General features: G+C 40.9%; 17 protein-coding genes. 9 read left to right on the forward strand and 8 right to left on the reverse strand.

Features of this window, described 5'->3' with window-relative positions; all coding sequences use genetic code 11:
- Positions 1-38: 38 nt before the first annotated feature.
- Positions 39-959 carry an LCP family protein gene (locus MKZ10_RS09185; protein ID WP_342504669.1) on the reverse strand — a complete coding sequence of 307 codons (921 nt, stop codon included), beginning with the start codon at positions 957-959 and terminating at the stop codon, positions 39-41.
- A gap of 118 nt (positions 960-1,077) precedes the next feature.
- Here MKZ10_RS09185 and MKZ10_RS09190 point away from each other — a divergent pair, with 118 nt between their 5' ends.
- The 3 genes from MKZ10_RS09190 (at position 1,078) to MKZ10_RS09200 (ending at position 4,284) form a co-directional block, all read left to right on the forward strand.
- Positions 1,078-1,281, forward strand: coding sequence for a hypothetical protein (locus MKZ10_RS09190; RefSeq protein ID WP_342504670.1), 204 nt, complete (start codon positions 1,078-1,080; stop codon positions 1,279-1,281).
- A gap of 143 nt (positions 1,282-1,424) precedes the next feature.
- Complete coding sequence (locus MKZ10_RS09195; RefSeq protein WP_342504671.1) at positions 1,425-2,306, forward strand: patatin-like phospholipase family protein; 882 nt, start codon at positions 1,425-1,427, stop codon at positions 2,304-2,306.
- Positions 2,307-2,634: 328 nt separating this feature from the next.
- On the forward strand, positions 2,635-4,284 hold the full coding sequence (locus tag MKZ10_RS09200; protein ID WP_342510120.1) for an AAA family ATPase: 1,650 nt from the start codon (positions 2,635-2,637) through the stop codon (positions 4,282-4,284).
- Positions 4,285-4,381: 97 nt separating this feature from the next.
- On the opposite strand, the gene MKZ10_RS09205 is transcribed toward MKZ10_RS09200, so the two are convergent.
- The 5 genes from MKZ10_RS09205 to MKZ10_RS09225 are packed head-to-tail and all read right to left on the reverse strand — an operon-like array spanning position 4,382 to position 9,292.
- Positions 4,382-5,104, reverse strand: a complete 723-nt coding sequence (locus MKZ10_RS09205) for an amino acid ABC transporter ATP-binding protein (RefSeq protein ID WP_342504672.1) — start codon at positions 5,102-5,104, stop codon at positions 4,382-4,384.
- Positions 5,097-5,756, reverse strand: a complete 660-nt coding sequence (locus MKZ10_RS09210) for an amino acid ABC transporter permease (RefSeq protein ID WP_342504673.1) — start codon at positions 5,754-5,756, stop codon at positions 5,097-5,099. Before MKZ10_RS09210 ends, MKZ10_RS09205 begins: the two co-directional genes overlap by 8 nt.
- Positions 5,757-5,785: 29 nt before the next feature.
- A complete protein-coding gene (locus tag MKZ10_RS09215; RefSeq protein WP_342504674.1) occupies positions 5,786-6,574 on the reverse strand; it encodes a transporter substrate-binding domain-containing protein in 789 nt (262 codons plus the stop codon).
- Between the two features lie 22 nt (positions 6,575-6,596).
- Entirely contained in the window at positions 6,597-7,916 is a 1,320-nt protein-coding gene (locus MKZ10_RS09220) for an aspartate aminotransferase family protein (RefSeq protein WP_342504675.1), read from the reverse strand.
- Between the two features lie 11 nt (positions 7,917-7,927).
- Complete coding sequence (locus MKZ10_RS09225; protein WP_342504676.1) at positions 7,928-9,292, reverse strand: sigma 54-interacting transcriptional regulator; 1,365 nt, start codon at positions 9,290-9,292, stop codon at positions 7,928-7,930.
- Positions 9,293-9,652: 360 nt separating this feature from the next.
- On the opposite strand from MKZ10_RS09225, the gene MKZ10_RS09230 reads away from it, so the two are divergent.
- From MKZ10_RS09230 to ptsG, 3 genes are all read left to right on the forward strand, one after another.
- Positions 9,653-10,837 (forward strand): amidohydrolase, encoded by a 1,185-nt coding sequence (locus MKZ10_RS09230; RefSeq protein WP_342504677.1) that lies wholly within the window; start codon positions 9,653-9,655, stop codon positions 10,835-10,837.
- Positions 10,838-10,918: 81 nt separating this feature from the next.
- Entirely contained in the window at positions 10,919-11,764 is an 846-nt protein-coding gene (locus MKZ10_RS09235; RefSeq protein WP_342504678.1) for a transcription antiterminator, read from the forward strand.
- A 255-nt stretch (positions 11,765-12,019) separates the two neighbouring features.
- Positions 12,020-14,047 carry a glucose-specific PTS transporter subunit IIBC gene (gene ptsG / locus MKZ10_RS09240; RefSeq protein WP_342504679.1) on the forward strand — a complete coding sequence of 676 codons (2,028 nt, stop codon included), beginning with the start codon at positions 12,020-12,022 and terminating at the stop codon, positions 14,045-14,047.
- Positions 14,048-14,354: 307 nt separating this feature from the next.
- On the opposite strand, the gene gndA is transcribed toward ptsG, so the two are convergent.
- A complete protein-coding gene (gene gndA, locus MKZ10_RS09245; protein WP_342504680.1) occupies positions 14,355-15,770 on the reverse strand; it encodes an NADP-dependent phosphogluconate dehydrogenase in 1,416 nt (471 codons plus the stop codon).
- A gap of 64 nt (positions 15,771-15,834) precedes the next feature.
- Positions 15,835-17,286 carry a glucose-6-phosphate dehydrogenase gene (gene zwf / locus MKZ10_RS09250; protein WP_342510122.1) on the reverse strand — a complete coding sequence of 484 codons (1,452 nt, stop codon included), beginning with the start codon at positions 17,284-17,286 and terminating at the stop codon, positions 15,835-15,837.
- A 263-nt stretch (positions 17,287-17,549) separates the two neighbouring features.
- Between zwf and MKZ10_RS09255 the strand changes: the two genes are divergently transcribed.
- Genes MKZ10_RS09255 through MKZ10_RS09265 form a run of 3 tightly spaced genes read left to right on the forward strand, consistent with a single transcriptional unit; the run spans position 17,550 to position 19,023 of the window.
- Entirely contained in the window at positions 17,550-18,167 is a 618-nt protein-coding gene (locus MKZ10_RS09255) for a cyclase family protein (protein ID WP_342504681.1), read from the forward strand.
- A 52-nt stretch (positions 18,168-18,219) separates the two neighbouring features.
- Positions 18,220-18,546 (forward strand): YnfA family protein, encoded by a 327-nt coding sequence (locus MKZ10_RS09260; protein ID WP_342504682.1) that lies wholly within the window; start codon positions 18,220-18,222, stop codon positions 18,544-18,546.
- Between the two features lie 51 nt (positions 18,547-18,597).
- On the forward strand, positions 18,598-19,023 hold the full coding sequence (locus MKZ10_RS09265) for a DUF1801 domain-containing protein (RefSeq protein ID WP_342504683.1): 426 nt from the start codon (positions 18,598-18,600) through the stop codon (positions 19,021-19,023).
- Positions 19,024-19,111 lie beyond the last annotated feature (88 nt).

The following is a 19,111-nucleotide window of genomic DNA, read 5'->3' on the forward strand; positions in this document are numbered from 1 at the left end:
GAAAAACCGCGGGAAATTTAATCCCGCGGTTTGCTTTATTACAACTCTAAATGCTGTTTTAATGTATCTACCACTTCTTGTAGTTCCTCTTCATCCATCATGTAATACCAAATCCCGCCGTTCATGCGCTGACCTGTCCCTTTTTCAAAATGTAATTGTTCAATTTTATCAGCCGCATCTCGATAGTTCTTTTGCACATCGACCATTTCATCGAATGACATATTGGTTTTTACATTATCGCCCAATGCACTAAAGACACTGCGGTAATTAAGGAGGCTATTAAACGATTTTCCTTGTGACAGGACACCTTGAATGACTTGTCTTTGGCGATCCTGTCTTCCCCAATCTCCGTTTGGATCTTCTTTGCGCATCCGTACATAAGATAATGCCTCTTCGCCAGACAATGTTAATTGACCAGCTTGAAAATCAAAAGAGTCTTGTGTGAAATCCATTGTATTTGTCACGGTTATTCCGCCAACCGCATTTACTACATCTTGAAAACCTTCCATATTTACCTCTGCCACATAATCAATCGGCATATCTAATAAATTCTCGACAGAATCTAGTGACATCTGGATACCACCAAACGCGAATGCGTGGTTCAACTTATCCTGTGTACCATGCCCGACAATTTCGGTGTACGTATCACGTGGAATACTGACCATTTTTGTCGATTTCAAAGTGGGATTGACCGTCATGACAATCATTGTATCTGAGCGTCCTTTATCTCCTTCCCGTTCATCAACACCTAAAATAAGGACGGAGAACGGTTCTTTTTTATCAAAAATAACCGTATTTTCACGCTTAGTCGACTGCTCCCGATCGATGGGCTCGTACATATCTTTTAATGTCGATGTCAAATCTATATAGATAGTCAAAGCTAACCCTCCGACTACAAGACCAATTATCGCAATGATCCAGGGCCACTTTTTCCGTTTCTTGTTTTCTGCTCGTTTCATTATATTCCTCCGTTACACGTAATCTTGAAAATTATACACTAGTATAGACGTAGACTCGCCCCTAAAGTTTCAGGTGAGATACATAGAGGTAATTTTGGAATTGAATGAATATAAGTAGATGAGATTTGACATATGGTCTATGCGTTTTGTTGGCATGGAGGCGCTGCATGTTTATAGCGCTTGGCTATTTACAGCATCCAGAATGATTGCTATTTCATTCTATGCTACTTCAGACTATTCTTATACATCTACATGTGAACAGCCAATTATTCAAGGCTATACCTTTGCAAAAACGATGATTGCATCAAAGCTAATTACGTAGACTCGAACGTTTCAATGGTCTTAATGATTCATTGAATTAGTCTCTCAACAGCTCAAAATTGTTGGGGGCTTATTTTTTTAGTTCTACAATACGCCCGTAGTTCTTACAGTGTAACAACACCGAGAAAAGGGAGAGATTCAAAGATGTTAATAGATGGAGTGTTTTCAGGGGGAGGTTTGAAGGGATTTGCATTAGTTGGGGCGTATCAGGTATTGGAGGAGAAAGGGTATCGTTTTCAACGTGTTGCCGGAACGAGTGCAGGTGCGATTATCGCTTGTTTTATCGCAGCGGGCTATTCCGCGAATGAAATGGAAGAACTGTTAGATGAATTGGATATGATGTCCTTATTAGATCCACGTAGAACTTTGTTGCCATTGCCGCTTATGAAATGGATTGGTTTGTATTGGCGACTCGGTTTATATCAAGGAAAGGCATTAGAGAACTGGTTTTTAGAAAAATTAGCAGCAAAAAACGTCTATACTTTTGCTGATGTGAAGCCTGGCTCATTGAAGCTCGTTGCGTCCGATTTGACGAATGGTAAGATGCTTGTTTTACCAGATGATCTAGAACGATACGGTATCGTAGCAGATAGCTTTCCTATTGCACGCGCATTACGTATGAGTTGTGGTATTCCTTTTTTCTTTGAACCGGTTAAATTGAAAGTCGGTTCTGGCGATACAATCGTTGTCGATGGTGGTGTGTTAAGTAATTTTCCAATGTGGATTTTTGACGATGACAAAGGTAAAAAGCGGCGCCCCGTTCTGGGACTGAAGCTTAGCCGCGGCCAGGAAGAACAACAGCAGGGATATCCGATTCATAACGCCTTGCAGTTATTTGAAGCTTTATTTACCACCATGAAAAATGCCCATGATGAACGTTATATTTCTCGTAAGCATGAAAAGGATATTATTTTCATCCCAGTAGATGGTTTTAGTGCGACGCAGTTTGATTTGAGTGACGGTGAGAAAGAGGAGCTTATGGAAATTGGAAGAAGTCGTACTACCCAGTTTTTGAAAATATGGTAAAGCGTAGCTCTGAATCTAATTCAGGGCTTTTTCTAATAGGGAGAAATCGAGCAGGGTATATGAGTTTAATGCCGAGTAGTAGAGTTTCTGGGAAAGGTAGTCGAGTTTGGTTCCAGGGTAGCCCAGTTTGCGAAATAGGTAGTCGAGTTTCAGCGGAGTAAACGAGTTTCTATACAGGAATCATACATCACTGGGTTTTATTGGTGGAAAGACCTTATATTCGCCTACCAAAATACTGGATTTATCATTTATACTAAAGCTATCCCCTAGAAGGAGTTGAGTAGGCTTGAAGCTTGCAACAAAGATTGTCATTCTAGTCCTCTTAGTCATGGGAACGGTAGCAAGCATAGGCTTGTATACAGTCAATACGAACAAAGGAATCACCATTTCGTTTGCTGAATTAGAAAAAACGATTCAGGATGAACAAGGTCAGGCAATCACTCTAAAAGAATCATCTGACGGCTCATTGTACTTGCAGACGGCAGACGCATTATACGTGACGCAAGTTCGTCCGCAAAGTCAGTTAGTTGAGCAATTAGTTGAAAAATATAATTTATCCTACCAATATGCCAACCAAAATCGTTTCGACGGTTTGCTCATTGGTGGATTACTCATAGCATCACTAGTTACATTATTCGTCCTTCACAAAAAGGGTAAAATCGGCATCGGTGCTTCTACGATGAAAAACAGTGCTGCTAAAGCAACACCGTTACCAGACATTACTCTACAACATATCGGTGGACTGCCAGTTGAAATGAAAGAAGAAATTCACCAAACTTTATCCATCATCAAAAATCCGAGACAATCGGAACAGCTGGGCATCACTCCACCAAAAGGTCTACTCTTATATGGACCGCCAGGCACTGGGAAAACTTTATTAGCACAGGCAATAGCACGTGAAATTGGTGCTACATTCTATTCGTCGAGTGGTGCAGCTTTTACCGAGTTATTTGTAGGGGTCGGTGCTTCACGTGTACGCACGCTATTTGAAAATGCTAGAAAGCAAAAACCAGCTGTCATTTTCATTGATGAAGTTGATGCGCTCGCAGGGAAGCGGAAAACACATGGTGGGGAAGAAACAGAAAAAACGTTAACGGAATTGCTCGTCCAGTTGGACGGTGGCAATAACAACGATGGTGTACTTTTCATCGCAGCTACAAACCGCAAGGATATGCTGGATGAGGCTTTCCTTCGCCCAGGGCGTATTGATTATTCATTCCAAGTTCCATTGCCAGATGCGACAGGCAGGAGAGAGATTATCGAGATTCATACGAAAGGCAAGTTGTTAGCGGATAATGTTGCGGCTTCCTTGGATGGCTTGGCAGATAGTACAGCAGGTTTTTCAGGCGCTGAGCTCAGCTCACTGTTTGAAACAGCTAGTAGAAGGGCAATGCGCGATGGACGTCAGCAAATCGATAAAGCTGATTTAGACTTTGCCATTGACCGTACCATCTTGGGAAGTACTTCACGCACACTGAATGACCAAGAAACGAAGCGAAGAGTAGCCATCCATGAAACAGGTCATGCACTTATCGCAGCAATTACGAAACCAGGTTCAGTGCGGAAGGCGACGATTATTCCGCGTGGACAAGCGCTTGGCTATGTGGCACCCTTTCAAAAAGAGCTGCATTTATCGACGTATAGCGAATTGCTCGACCAAGTGAGCATGATTTTGGCGGGTGGGGTAGCAGAGCGTATGTATCTTGGTGAGCACAGTATTGGCGTTGGTGGAGATGTCCAACAGGCCAAGGAAATCATCGAAAGAATGGTCGATACAGGTTTACTAGAAAATGGCTTTACCCTAACGTTCAATGAAGGACAAAAAGAGTCGAAGATGCAAGCCATTTTTGACAAAGCGCTTCATCAAACAGAAAGCCTAATTCAACAATACAGTACTGAATTTAATCAGCTAGTAGAACTGTTAATAAAGAAGGAAACACTGGATGGAACAGAAATTCAGAACATAGTCACAAGATAAGGAAAAGCAGCTTGTTACTCCAAGTGGAGATGAACAAGCTGCTTTTCTATTGTTATTTACAAGAACCAAACCATTGCAGATAGTCTCTAATAAAGACTCACAAAATTTTCTCTAAAAAGTCCTGCGCTCGTTTACTTTTTGGGGATGAGAAGAACTCGGCAGGCGGGGCGTCTTCAACGAGTTGACCATCGTCTAAAAATAACACGCGATCCGCTACTTCTCTCGCAAAGCCCATTTCATGCGTCACAATCGCCATCGTCATACCTGTGAGTGCTAAGGACTTAATGACTTCGAGTACTTCTTTGACCATTTCTGGGTCGAGAGCAGACGTTGGTTCGTCGAATAACATCATTTCTGGAGACATTGCTAACGCTCGAGCAATAGCGACACGTTGCTTTTGCCCGCCAGATAATCGGACAGGATGCTCATGCTCTTTATCCAACAGCCCAACCTTTTGCAGTAATTCCCGTCCTTGCTTTTCTGCGTCACTTTTAGACATGGACTTTACCATCATCGGTGCATACGTGATGTTTTCAAGCACCGTTTTATGTGGGAATAGATTGAACTGTTGAAACACCATGCCGACTTGTTGTCTGACCTTCATAATATTAGTTTTAGGATTTGTTACTTCATCGTCGTTGACCCAAATCTGCCCACTAGTAGGTTTTTCTAATAAATTAATACAGCGAAGAAAAGTAGATTTACCAGAGCCAGAAGGTCCAATGATTGCAATGATTTCACCTTTTTCAATCGTCGTTGTAATGCCTTTTAATACATCATTTTTCCCGAAGCTTTTGCGAAGGTCTTGGATTTTAATCACTTCTTCTCATCCTCCTTTCAATCGCTTTGCCGAGTAGTGTCAGTACCATCACCATGACATAATAAATAACACCCGCAAAGATAAGCGATTCAAAATAGCGATAAGTGTTGCCACCGACGATATACGATCTCCTCATAATATCTGTGACACCAATCACTGTCACAATAGCAGATTCTTTCGTCAGTGTGATGAATTCATTCATTAAAGCCGGTAAAATATTTTTTAATGCTTGTGGTAAAACGATATCCTTCATCATATTTTTATAGGGGACTCCAAGTGCCATAGAAGCCTCGAGCTGACCTCGATCAACTGCTAAAATACCTGCCCGAATAATTTCCGAAATATAGGCCCCTGAATTGAAACCGAAGGCTAAAACAGCTGCGGTATAGGCGCTGACTTTAATATCAAACAGCTGTGGGGTACCATAGTAAATTAATAGAAGTTGGAGAATCAAAGGTGTTCCACGGAAGACTGACGTATAAATATCAGCGAACCAGGTTAATGATTTAATCCGTCCAATTTTACATAATGCCAGTAGAATTCCGATGGCAAAGCCAATAAGTGCGGCTAGGCCAACAATTTTTAAGGTGACCCCGATACCTTGTAAAATATAAGGTATCGAGGGAATAATTTGGGTAAAGTCTAAATTCATAGGTTATACCCCTCTCTTTCTCGAATGAATTAGTTACTAAACCATTTGACAACTAATTTATCGACTTCTCCTTGGTCTTGTAGCTCTTTTAAAACACGGTCGAATTCAGCCGTTAAAGCACTGTCTTTTTGGAAAGCAATAGACAAGCCCAACTTATGTTCTTCTGGTAATTCAAAGCTAGCAAGGTCTGGATTTGCTTCGATATACCCATTTGCTACAACATCCGCCACTACAATTGCGTCAAGATGTCCAGAACGAATCTCTTGGAATAAATCTGGAACGCGGTCCCGGCTTTCAACCGTATAACCATATTGTTCTTCTAGTGATTTTGCACCTTTTTCCTGAACAGAAGCCGTTTGCGCACCTATTGTTTTACCGTTTAAATCATCGGCAGACGCAATGTTTTTATCTTTCATCGTGATGACTAAGTTTGTAGCAGTAAAATATGGCTCTGAGAAATCAATAACTTTTTTACGTTCTTCGTTATTACCGTCCATACCTGCAATGACAAAGTCGATGCTCTTCGCTTGGAGAGCAGGGATCAAACCATTAAAATCCATATCTTCAATCTCTAGCTCATAGCCAAGCTCTTTGGCAATCATCGTAGCTAAATCAATGTCAAAACCGATGATTTCATCGCTGACAGCTGTATCGACATATTCAAAAGGTGGGTAATCAGCAGAAGTAGCTATTTTTAGTGTCTTTGTATCTGAAGAACCCGATTTTTCGTTTCCATCTTTTCCTGTTGCTCCACATGCTGCAAGTACACTCATCACAAGGACAAAGAGGATTGCAATTCCTGACCATTTTTTCATCATAAATCTCTCCATTTCTAATTTGTTATTTGCCAAACTCGGTAAGCACTTCATCTAACATAGCCAACCCAACATCAATTTGATCTTTCGTTATCGTTAGCGGTGGAATCATTCGGATGACTTCACCGGAATTACCGCATAAGTAGAACAGTACGCCTTTTTGCAGACAGCCATCGAGTACGGTCATGACGGCTTCACCATCAGCTTCTCCTGTTTCAGGATTGCCAAGCTCTATGCCAATCATCAGACCGACGCCTCTCACATCTCGAATAATAGGGTGACGCTGTTTCATGAGTAGTAATTGTTCCATTGCATATGCACCTACAGTTGTTGCATTTTCCAATAGCTTTTCTTCTTTCATCACTTCAAGTGAAGCTAGGGCGGCAGAACAGGCAATTGGATTCCCGCCGAATGTTGTGCCGTGTGAGCCAAGTGGCCACTGATCCATTAGCTCTTTCGAGGCAACAGTTGCACTTAAGGGAAGTCCAGCAGCAATGCCTTTTGCAATTGCCATAATATCAGGTTTCACATCGAATGTTTGTGCAGCAAACCAATTACCTGTACGACCGAACCCTGTTTGAACTTCATCGAAAATGAGAAGAATCCCATGGCGATCACAAATTTCACGAATCTTTTTTAACCACGCCTTTGGTGGAATGATGTAACCACCTTCACCGAGAACGGGTTCAATAATCATACAGGCCACTTCTTCGGGGTCAACTTGGTGATTAAAGAGTTTTTTGACATCCTGTTCAAGTTTTTCAGGGAAGAAAATTTCTGGATCTGCACCTGCTGGAAGATACTCTGGTAAAGCATAGGGCAACTGATAGGCTAACCATGAGGGCTGCAAATGTTTCCGGTATTTACTTTTTGATGTCGTCACACTTAGTGCGCCAATGGAGCGTCCGTGGAAACAACCCGTAAACGAAACGACATAAGGACGCTTTGTTGTATATTTTGCAAGCTTTAAAGCTCCCTCAATCGCTTCAGTCCCGCTATTAGCAAAAAAGAAATTGTCGAGCTTATGAGGCAAAATGGTTTGCAGCTCAGCCGCTAATTTTAAAATGGACTCGTAAATAATGACACCAGAAGGACCATGTATTAGATGATCTGCACTATCTTTTATCGCTTGAACGACTTTTGGATGCCGATGCCCCACGTTTTCGACAGCAATACCAGATGTGAAGTCTAAGTATTGTTTGCCATCAACTCCGTAGTAATAACAGCCCTCTGCTTTGACAACAGGTAAGTTTGGATGATCTTTTGCCATGCTTGGTGCAAGAAAATTCCCGATATTGTTCACCATATGAACCCAATCTTGTTTTTTCTCTACATGTTGTTGCACGCTAAATCCTCCTATTCAAAATCAGTATATTTTTTTAATTTACGCACGACAGAAGGTTGGCTGATGCCCAGATACTTAGCAATTTCAGTTGTTGTACGATAGCGTGTTTGCGCATCACGTAGTACCTTCATCTCTACATTTTCTAAAATACTAGGTAGTGTCCGACCTTGTAGATGGATCATTGATAAGTCTTCGTCTGTCTCTTTTCGGTATTCTGGTGGAAGATCTTTAGCTGTAATGAGAGTAGAAGGGCTTTGAACAACCAGTCGTTCTATCACATTAATAAGCTCGTTATGATTTCCAAACCATTCGAGATGAAGTAGTTGGTTAAATACATCATCTGAAAGCTCCTTCACCGTCTGATATTTCATTGAAAATTGGCTCAAATAACTACTGATAAGGGCACTTATATCTCCCTTACGATCTCGTAGTGGTTTTAAATGAATCGGAACGATATGGAGCATGTAATACAAATCTTTATGGAATTCATTTTTAGAAACTGCCTCTGTCAATATGGTTTCAGAAGAGCTGATCAATCTAACGTTAAGTGGAAGAGCCGCTTCTGCACCAATGGGTGTGTATGTACGTTCTTTTAATATTTTTGAAAGTTTTCCCTGTAGATGAATCGAAAGCTGATCAATCCCTTTTACATAAAGGGTGCCCCCGTACGCTAACGCTAATAGACCTGTTTCTTTTTGTTCAAAGCCACCGCCAAATAATTCCCGTTCAAACATCGCTTCAGGTATTGTTTCACAGTCAATCTCGATGAAAGGTCCATTTTTTCGAGTACTTTCATTATGAATGACTTTAGCCAGTGTGGATTTTCCGGTTCCTTGCTCTCCGTAGAGGATGACGGAAACGTCATGGGGTGCTGCATTACGGGCTGTTTCAAATGCAATACGAGTCGATCTATTTTCAATTGTTAGCCCGTCGATTGTCAGATGTTCTTTGCGAAGCAGTGAAAGTTCCTCTTTTGTGAGTAACATTTCCTGTTCGAGCTCCTTCATATATTCATGGATAACAAGAAGCTCCGAAACTTCGTATGAATAACTAAGGACAAACTCAACTTCTCCTACTTCATTAAAAAAAGGCATTCCTGTAATGAGTACTTTTTGACCTGTTGTAGTTGTTTGTATGACGACCATCTTCTTTTTTTGTTTAAGAACAAGTGGAGTAATCGCCGGAGAGAAGATACCCCTTTGTTCCAAATCATAAACAGATTTCCCGAGGAGCTCTTCAGCTTGAATTCCATAATGGCGGCCGCTAATTTGAGAGGCCTTTACGATAAAACCAGCATGGTTCGTAACAATAATATCTTCCTCATACGAGTCAATAATTTCTTCTTTTGAATTTGGATGTAAGAAAAATCCTGTCATTCGACTCCTCCTCCCAAACGATTCTATTCAAATGTGAATAGCTATTTGAAATTAAATAAAACTATACTATATTTTCAGAAGATTGACAATAAAAAAAGTAATTTTATAATTAGAAACCTCATTGTAGAGGGGATGATGAAGAGTATAGCATGAATATTCATGCGTGTATAGGTATTTAAATGCGGATTATGATAGGTTTTTTTGAGGGTGAAATGATGAGAATATTAGCGTCTAACTAGGGAGTATGATTTTTTATATGATGATTGTCGTTACTAGTGTTACTATGATTACATACAAATAAAGCTATCGATATGCGAGTTTAGTCCATTGGAAATGCTAATTAGGAAGGGGATTGTACGAGTGAGAGACGCTATTTTTGAGGAAATAACTGCAGGTATGGAAGAAATGATTCGAGTACGGCGCCATTTGCATATGCACCCGGAATTGTCTCATCAAGAGATTGAAACCCCTGCTTATATTGCTGCTTACTTAAATGATTTAGGTATTGAGGTGAGACAAGGTGTTGGAGGTAGAGGAGTCATTGGGAGAATTCGAGGTGGCAAACCGGGAAAAACAATCGCATTTCGAGCAGATTTCGATGCATTACCCATTGAAGACTCGAAGGATGTGCCTTATTCATCGACCATAGCGGGAGTCATGCACGCTTGTGGGCATGATGGTCATACAGCTGCTTTACTTGGCTTTGCAAAAGCAATGAATGCCGTCAAGGATCAGTTGTCTGGAGATATTATTTTGATTCACCAATTCGGAGAAGAATTACCGCCAGGTGGAGCGAGAGCGATGATGGCAGACGGTTGTCTTGACGGGGTTGATGCAATCTATGGTGCGCATCTGCAATCTACGATGGATGCTGACAAAGTCTTTGTACGTGATGGTTATTTACAAGCAGGAGAAGACACGATAAAAATCATAGTCAAAGGTTCTGGAACACATGGAGCAGAGCCGCATAATGGAGCAGATCCTATTTTAGCCGCAAGCCATATTATGGTCGCACTGCAATCGATTGTTAGTCGAAATGCAGATCCACTAAAAGAGCTTGTCATTACCATTGGAAAGTTTCATGCGGGCGATGCAGATAACGTTATACCGGAGCAGGCTGTTTTAGAAGGAACGATTCGTGTTTTCGATGAAAATATACGCGTACTGGCAAGTAACCGCCTTCGCGACTTGGCGCAATCCATCGGGTGTGGTCTAGGCTGTGAAGTAGACGTCCATATTGAGTCTGGCTATGATGCGCTTTGGAACCATGCCGCCCAAATGGATGTCGTAAGAGGTGCTGCTGCACATGTAGTCGGAGAGCAAGCCGTCATCGAAACCGAACCCATTATGCCTGTCGAGGATTTTTCTTATTATCTACAAAAACTTCCTGGAGCTTACTTTTTTGTCGGTGCCAAACTAGCGGCCGCCGAAAAAGTTTTTCCTCATCATCATGAAAAATTTGATTTTCATGAACCAGCGATGCAAGTCATCGCAAAAACATTTGCGGCTATCTATTTGGAAGAGCAAAACAATATAGACGAATGAATTTTGTAATCATTTTTATATACCTCTTTGTTAAGGATTAGTGCTAGAATGGAGTCAAGAAAAAGTAATGGGGATAGATGGATGGAAAATTACGTAATTCAAAAAACTTTGAATAATAATGTGTTGATTGCTACAGATAATAGTGGCAATGAGGTGATTTTAATTGGGCGTGGTATCGGATTTGGTGCGAATGCAGGGGAATTTATTCAACAAGAAAAAATCGAGAAATTATTTGTATTGAATGATCCTGAGGAACAAGAGCAATACAAACAATTACTCACCACTCTTGATGAAAAGACGTTGAAAGTGCTTATTTCTGCGGTTGAAATGATTCAAGCAGAAGCGAATCAACCATTGAATGAGCATATTCATGTTGCGTTGACAGACCATTTAGTCTTTGCCGTTAATCGAATGAGACGTGGCATGGCGATTCGAAATCCGTTTTTATTGGAAACGAAAGCACTTTATCCGAATGAATATAAAATTGCAGCAGAAGTGACAGCAATGGTCAATAAACAGCTGATGGTCGCGCTTCCAGAGGGAGAAATTGGTTTCATCGCCTTACATATTCACAGTGCCCTTGTGAACAAAAATGTTCGTGATGTAACGCGCCACTCTGAGTTGATTGTTCAGCTTGTCGACATGATTGAAGAGCAATTGGCTGTCGACATTGATAAAAATAGTATCGATTATATGCGGCTTATTCGACATCTTCATTTTACAATTGAGCGGGTTGTACGTGGAGAGCGAGTTGCGGAACCGAAAAAAATCACGCTATTGTTAAAATCGGAGTATCCAGTCTGCTACAATTTGGCCTGGAAGCTGATTAAGGTCATGCAGCAGAGCCTACAAAAGGAAATCTATGAAGCCGAAGCTGTTTATTTAACACTTCATTTACAGCGGATTCAAGCGAAAGTAGAACAATAATTAGAATACGTTTGTAAAATAAAAGTAACTATGCTACGATAATTTCATAAAGTCATTGGATTTGTAAGAAAGCACAGAATTGAATAACCTATTATCTGCATACGTGTTACTGATACGATCAGGCATGAGTACAAAGATGATTGATGACGGTTACAAGAGGGAACTCTTGTAGGCTAGTCTCAATTGTCTTTTCTCATGCCTTTTTTGTTGCACTAAAATCCGATGACTTCATAACTAAAAAGAGGAGGTATAAGTATGTTTAAAAAAGTTTTTGGCGTGTTACAAAAAGTAGGTCAAGCTTTGATGTTACCTGTAGCACTATTGCCAGCTGCAGGTTTACTGCTTGGTTTTGGTAATGCTGCTCAGCAAGAAACAATGCTTAACTATTTGCCGTTTTTGTCGGCAGATTGGATTCAGCATACAGCTAAAGTGATGGAGGATGCTGGTGGAATCATTTTTGGTAACTTACCATTGATCTTTGCTATCGGTGTTGCGATTGGGTTAGCGAAAGATGGTGCGGCAGCACTTGCAGCTCTTGTCGGTTACTTAGTGTTGAATCAAGTGATGAGTTCTTGGTTAGGCATTACTCCAGAGATGGTGGCTGGTGATCCTAGCTATGCAATGGTGTTTGGAATTCCAACATTGCAAACGGGGGTATTTGGTGGGATCATTGTCGGTCTAATAGCAGCTTTTTGTTACAATAAATTCCATGCTATTGAAATGCCTTCATTCCTCGGTTTCTTTGCAGGGAAACGTTTCGTGCCAATTGCGACGGCTGGTGCAGCTTTTGTAGCAGGCTTATTATTATTAATTATTTGGCCACCCGTGCAAACAGGCATGAATACGGCATCCCTTTGGTTACTTGAAGAAGGTACATATATCGCGGTATTCTTCTTTGGATTTATCAAACGTTTGCTTATTCCGTTTGGATTGCACCATATTTTTCATGCACCGTTCTGGTATGAGTTTGGTTCGTATACAACGACTGCTGGTGCAGTAGTTCGCGGAGATATGACAATCTTCTTCGCACAATTAAAAGATGGTGTCCAACTTACAGCTGGTAACTTCATGGGTGGAGAATTCCCGATTATGATGTTTGGTTTACCAGCGGCAGCACTTGCGATGTATCATGCTGCACGACCTGAAAAGAAAAAGCTCGTTGCAGGTTTATTAGCATCAGGTGCGTTAACTTCATTCTTAACAGGAATTACGGAACCACTTGAGTTCTCATTCTTGTTCTTATCACCAATTCTGTTCTTAATCCATGCTATCTTGGATGGTTTATCATTCGTAATCATTACTTTCCTTCAAGTTCACGTCGGCTACACCTTCTCGGGTGGGGCAATTGACTTCTTCCTGTTTGGTATTTTACCAGGTAAGGAAGCATGGTGGCTTGTCATTCTAGTAGGTCTTGTCTTTGCAGTGATCTATTACGTCTTGTTCCGCTTTATGATTAGCAAGTTTAATCTAATGACACCAGGACGAGAAACAGACGAGAGTACGGATGAGGTAGAGATGAGTTCGAAAGGGAACACGGATCTTCCATATAACATTCTCGAAGCAATGGGTGGACAAGAAAATATTACCCATTTGGATGCATGTATCACAAGACTTCGCGTATCTGTGAAAGACGTGAAGAACGTCGATAAAAAGGAATTGAAAAAACTAGGTGCAGCGGGTGTACTTGAAGTGGGGAATAATATTCAAGCCATTTTCGGCCCACGCTCTGAAATTATTAAAGGACAAATACAAGATGTCGTCAGCGGTAAACGACCGCGTACAGAAGAAGTTAAGCAACCTGTTAAAGCTGTTGCTTCAAATGGTCAACCAGACGATTTCGTGTCACCGATGCAAGGTGAAATAATACCACTGTCAGAAGTACCTGATCCGGTATTTGCAGGGAAAATGATGGGTGATGGATTTGCAGTTGTTCCATCAGATGGAGTTATTGTGTCACCAGTAAACGGAACAATCGTCACACTCTTCCCGACAAAACATGCAGTAGGCATTCAATCCGATTCAGGACGAGAAATTTTGATTCATGTGGGGATTGATACGGTTAAACTAGCAGGTGAAGGCTTTGAAGCGTTGGTCACACAAGGCGATCGTGTTGAAAAAGGACAACCATTACTAAAAGTTGATATTGATTATATTCAAGAGCACGCGACTTCGATCATAACACCAATCATCTTCACGAATCTATTTGAAGGTGAATCAGTTGTTTTGAATAAATCAGGTCAAGTTACATTAAAAGAAGAACATATAGTTACAATTGAAAAATAAAAAAAACAGGAGCCGATATGGCTCCTGTTTTTTTTATTGTCTAGGAAATTATACAATTTTTGAACTTTGGATAAGTTGGAACCTTCACGTCTAAACTAAAAGGCATTCGAGGTAGTCGAGTTTTCGAAATACGTAGTCCAGTTTGTCCGAAAGGTAGCTGAGTTCGCTAAAAAGGTAGTCGGGTTTTCTAGGGAAATCCAAGAATATACTTTTTGTGGTGGAACCATGCGAAGGGCGAAGAAAAATCCCAAGTGAATTATTTACACTTGGGACGTGGACAGTGGAGCTTTAGCGCTTTTGTTCTTACTTAGTTTTTTGCCCATTCAGTATGGAAATGGCCATCTTTGTCTACACGTTCATAGGTATGTGCTCCAAAATAGTCGCGTTGTGCCTGGATAAGGTTTGCTGGCAATGTTGCCGTTCGATAACTATCATAGTAAGCCAATGCGCTTGATAATGCAGGTACCGGAATGCCTTGTTTCATGGCGACGGCCAATACTTCACGAAGCGAATGCTGATATTCGCCGACGATTTCTTGGAAGTATGGATCGACTAATAGGTTAGGCAAGTCGTTATTCGCGTCAAACGCTTCTTTAATATTTTGTAAGAATTGCGCACGAATGATGCAACCTCCTCGGAAAATCATCGCGACATCTCCGTAAGGGATATTCCATCCATACTCTTTAGATGCTGCACGCATTTGCGCAAAACCTTGCGCATAAGAACAAATTTTACTCATATATAAAGCTTTACGAATCGCTTCAATCAAATCGCTAGGATTGCCTGCATACTTTTGGGGTGCAGGTCCTTTCAGAAGGGTACTTGCCGCAACTCGTTCTTCTTTAACGGAAGAAATAAATCGAGCAAATACAGATTCTGTGACGATTGGGAGCGAAACCCCTAAGTCTAGCGCATTTTGACTCGTCCATTTCCCAGTTCCTTTTTGACCAGCAACGTCTAAAATGAGGTCAATAAGTGGTTTGCCAGTGTCCTCATCCATCTTTGTGAAAATATCTGCCGTGACTTCAATGAGATAGCTATCGAGTTCACCTTTGTTCCACTCAGAGAAAACGTCATGCAAATCTTGTGCCTCAAGGCCAAGGGTATGTTTCATAATGAAATAAGCTTCGGAAATAAGTTGCATATCACCATATTCAATGCCGTTGTGGACCATTTTTACATAATGGCCTGCACCATCAGGTCCCATATGGGCGCTACAAGGGGTACCATCGACTTTTGCAGAAATCGCATCAAGAATAGGCTTCACTTGTTCGTAAGCTTCTTTTGCTCCACCAGGCATAATTGAAGGACCATTACGAGCACCTTCTTCTCCACCGGAAACACCTGCACCGATGAAATGTAGGCCGGATTCTTTCAAGGTAGCTGCACGTCTATTCGTATCTTCAAAGAATGTATTTCCGCCATCAATCACAATATCACCTTGTTGAAGATGAGGGACTAGGGACTGGATGACTGCATCTGTTGTTTCTCCAGCCTTCACCATTAATAAAATCTTACGTGGCACTTCTAACGAAGAGACAAACTCTTCAATGCTTTTTGCCCCAAGAATATGTTTATCTTTTGCTTCTTTACTAGAAAACGCATCCGTGCGATCTGTCCAGTAATCATAGACCGCTACAGAGTAGCCTTTACTTTCAATGTTTAGGGCTAGGTTCATCCCCATCACGCCTAAACCGATAACACCCATTTGCTGTGTACTCATGATGATTCCTCTTTCCTTCATGTTAATAAAACTGTCTCTCTCTATTGAACGTTGCTATAATCACTTACCACCAATTAAATTGATCCACTTGCAAAAGTTGGTTGGCTGCATCAGGACCTATCGAACCGGCAGGGTAACTATGTAAAGGCAACCGGTTTTCCTGAAATGCTTCCATGATTGGTTGGATCCACTTCCATGATAATTCAACTTCCCTCCAGTGGGCAAAGAAGGTTGCATTTCCAATCATTGCATCGAATAGTAGTAATTCATAAGCCTCTGGTTGATGTTCCACTGTAGTTGAAAAGTTAATGGAGGTAGGGGTAAATCGGTTCGTAGAAGGATCTTTCATATTCACCCGCAACGATATATTCTCTTTTGGACCAATTTCCACTATTAATAAATTCGGGGTGATGCCTTCGGTTGAAAGTCTATTTGCATCATCTACCTTACTCTTGAACTCCAAAACAATACGAGTCGATTTCTCATTGGTCCTTTTCCCAGTGCGAATATAAAAAGGAATCCCATTCCATGAGGGATTATCTATATATAAACGTGCTGCAACATACGTATCATTCATTGAAGATATATCCACACCCGGCTCCTCGGTATAACCAACTACCGGTGTACCTAGAACTTCACCAGCCGTATACTGGCCACGAACGATATCCTGATAGGCTGTTTCTTTTTGGATAGGGCGCAGGGAAGTGATTACTTCAATTTTTTTATTTTCAATTTCTTTGGGTGTTAATTTCTCTGGTAGATTGAGTGCTGTCATCATGACTAATTGCAGAAGATGATTCTGAACCATATCTCGAATGGCGCCAGCTTGATCGTAATAGGCAGCTCGAGATTCCACGCCAACCGTTTCGCTTGCTGTGATTTGAACATTCGCAATTTGTGTATGATCCAATAATAAACCGAGCGCCGGATTGGCAAATACCAATGACTCAAGGTTTTGGACCATTGGTTTTCCAAGATAGTGATCGATTCGGTAAACCTCATCCTCATGAAAGGCTATACTCAAACACTTATTTAAGTGCTGTGCCGATTTCAAGTCACTGCCAAACGGTTTTTCAACAATGAGTCGCTTCCAGCCCTTTGTTTGACTGATGCCGCTAGCACTAAGATTAGCCGCTATTCCTTCGACCAACTGAGGGGCAACAGACAAATAGAAAAGTCGGTTTTCGGGTATATCTAATTCAGCTTCCCTACGTTGAATAAGTTCATGTAAGTTCTGATAAGATTCTTCGCTTGTTGCATCGAATATGCAGTACTGAAAGTGGTTTAGAAAATCTTGCACACTAGACGTCTGAATAGGTCTTCTAGAATATTCCTGAAGTGCATTTTTCACCACAGATTGGAAATCATCATGTAGATAAGGGGTTCTACCTAGACCAATGATTGAGATAGCGTCCGGTATTTTGCCATCGAGAAATAAATTATATAATGCAGGAAATAGCTTTCGTTTTGCTAAATCTCCAGTTGCTCCAAATAACACAAAGGTCATATTGGGCATAATCCGTTCCTCTTGGAAATCATGTAAACTATCTTTCCTAGCAAATCCTTCCGAGGGATTTTCATAATTCATATTCCATTCTCTCCTACTTTCCATACAGTATGTTCTTATGCGCTGAATGATAATCACAATAGTTTACAGTATACCAACTGCGTTCGATTAATGTAAGTCTGAAAATTTATTACATATAGGGAGTAAACCTATACGGTTATTTGTGATAAGATGGTTTATAGGCAAATACTAAAAAAAAGGCGGTTATTACTATGAAAATGTATGATGTGACAGGAACGATTTATGAAGGTATGACAGTTTATAAAGATAAAGCGGAGAAGCAACCGAAATTTAATCGGGTGACAAATGGATATGTAACTGAAACGCGTATGGAGTTGGATGTCCATACAGGAACGCATATTGATGCGCCACTTCACATGGTTGTAGACGGAGAAACATTTGAGACCATTCCAATGGAAAGTCTTGTGGGCCAGTGTAAAGTGCTTGATTTAACAGATGTGGAAGACGGTATCTCAAAAGCGGATTTAGAGAAGTTTGAGATTAACAAAGATGATTTCCTATTCTTTAAAACAAAAAACTCTTTTGAGGAAGCCTTTGATTTTGATTTTATTTATCTTGCACTTGATGGAGCAGAATATCTTTCGGAGATAGGTGTTCGAGGAACTGGAATAGATACGCTTGGCATTGAAAGAAGTCAAGAAGGTCATCCAACTCATAAAACACTATTTGCTAATAATATCATTATAATAGAAGGACTTCGTTTAAAAGAAGTTGAACAAGGTGACTACTTCATGGTTGCAGCACCTTTGAAATTAACTGGTACGGATGCATCACCAGCAAGAGTATTGTTATTTGAAGGACTACAATAATCAACCTCTCGAAATAGCTAACAGCATGTGAATGAATTTGGGAGTGAAAGAATTGGTTGTTGCAGTCATCTTGTTTATAGTCGCTGGATTGGCTGAAATAGGCGGTGGTTATCTGATATGGCTTTGGTTACGAGAAGGGAAGCCGTACTATTGGGGGCTAATTGGCGGTCTAACCCTAGCGTTATATGGCGTCGTCGCTACTTTTCAAGCGTTTCCTTCATTTGGTAGAGTATATGCAGCCTATGGAGGGGTCTTTATTGTCCTTGCGGTGTTGTGGGGATGGGGAATCGATAAGAAAGCACCTGATGTCTACGATTGGATAGGTGCTGCCATTTGTCTAGTAGGTGTTTCAGTTATCCTTTTTGCACCACGGCACTAGCATCGTTCTCCGTTAACCCCAAAATGCGAGTCAGTTAAGGAGGAGAAAAGTATGTATGAACAAAAAACGAAGGAAACGGATAATGATGTTATCGAATTTATTGAACAAGTAGATAGCCCTAAAAAACGTGAAGATGCTTATAGATTGCTCAAATTATTTAATGAAGTAACAGGATTTGAAGCGAAAATGTGGGGTCCAAGTATAATTGGATTTGGCTCCTATCATTATATCTATCAAACGGGCCATGAAGGAGATGCACCGCTAGTTGGTTTCTCTCCGCGTAAAGCTAAAATTAGTCTGTATTTTGCTCCGGGAGATACTGAACGTGAAGCGCTGCTTGCTAAATTTGGCAAGCATACAACTGGAAAAGCCTGTGTCTATATTAACAAAGTAGATGATATCGATCCAGAAGTACTCAAGGAATTAATTACCCAGTCAGTTGCGTTTTTGCAGAAACAATATCCAGCTAATGAGTAAAATATAAAATAAGAAGCATCCTGTGAGTCAGAACTGAACTGAACCCCAAATGGTAGACACTTTTAAAAAAGTGACCCCATTTGGGTTT

It is taken from the genome of Sporosarcina sp. FSL K6-2383 (genome assembly GCF_038618305.1).
Taxonomy (GTDB): Bacteria; Bacillota; Bacilli; order Bacillales_A; family Planococcaceae; genus Sporosarcina.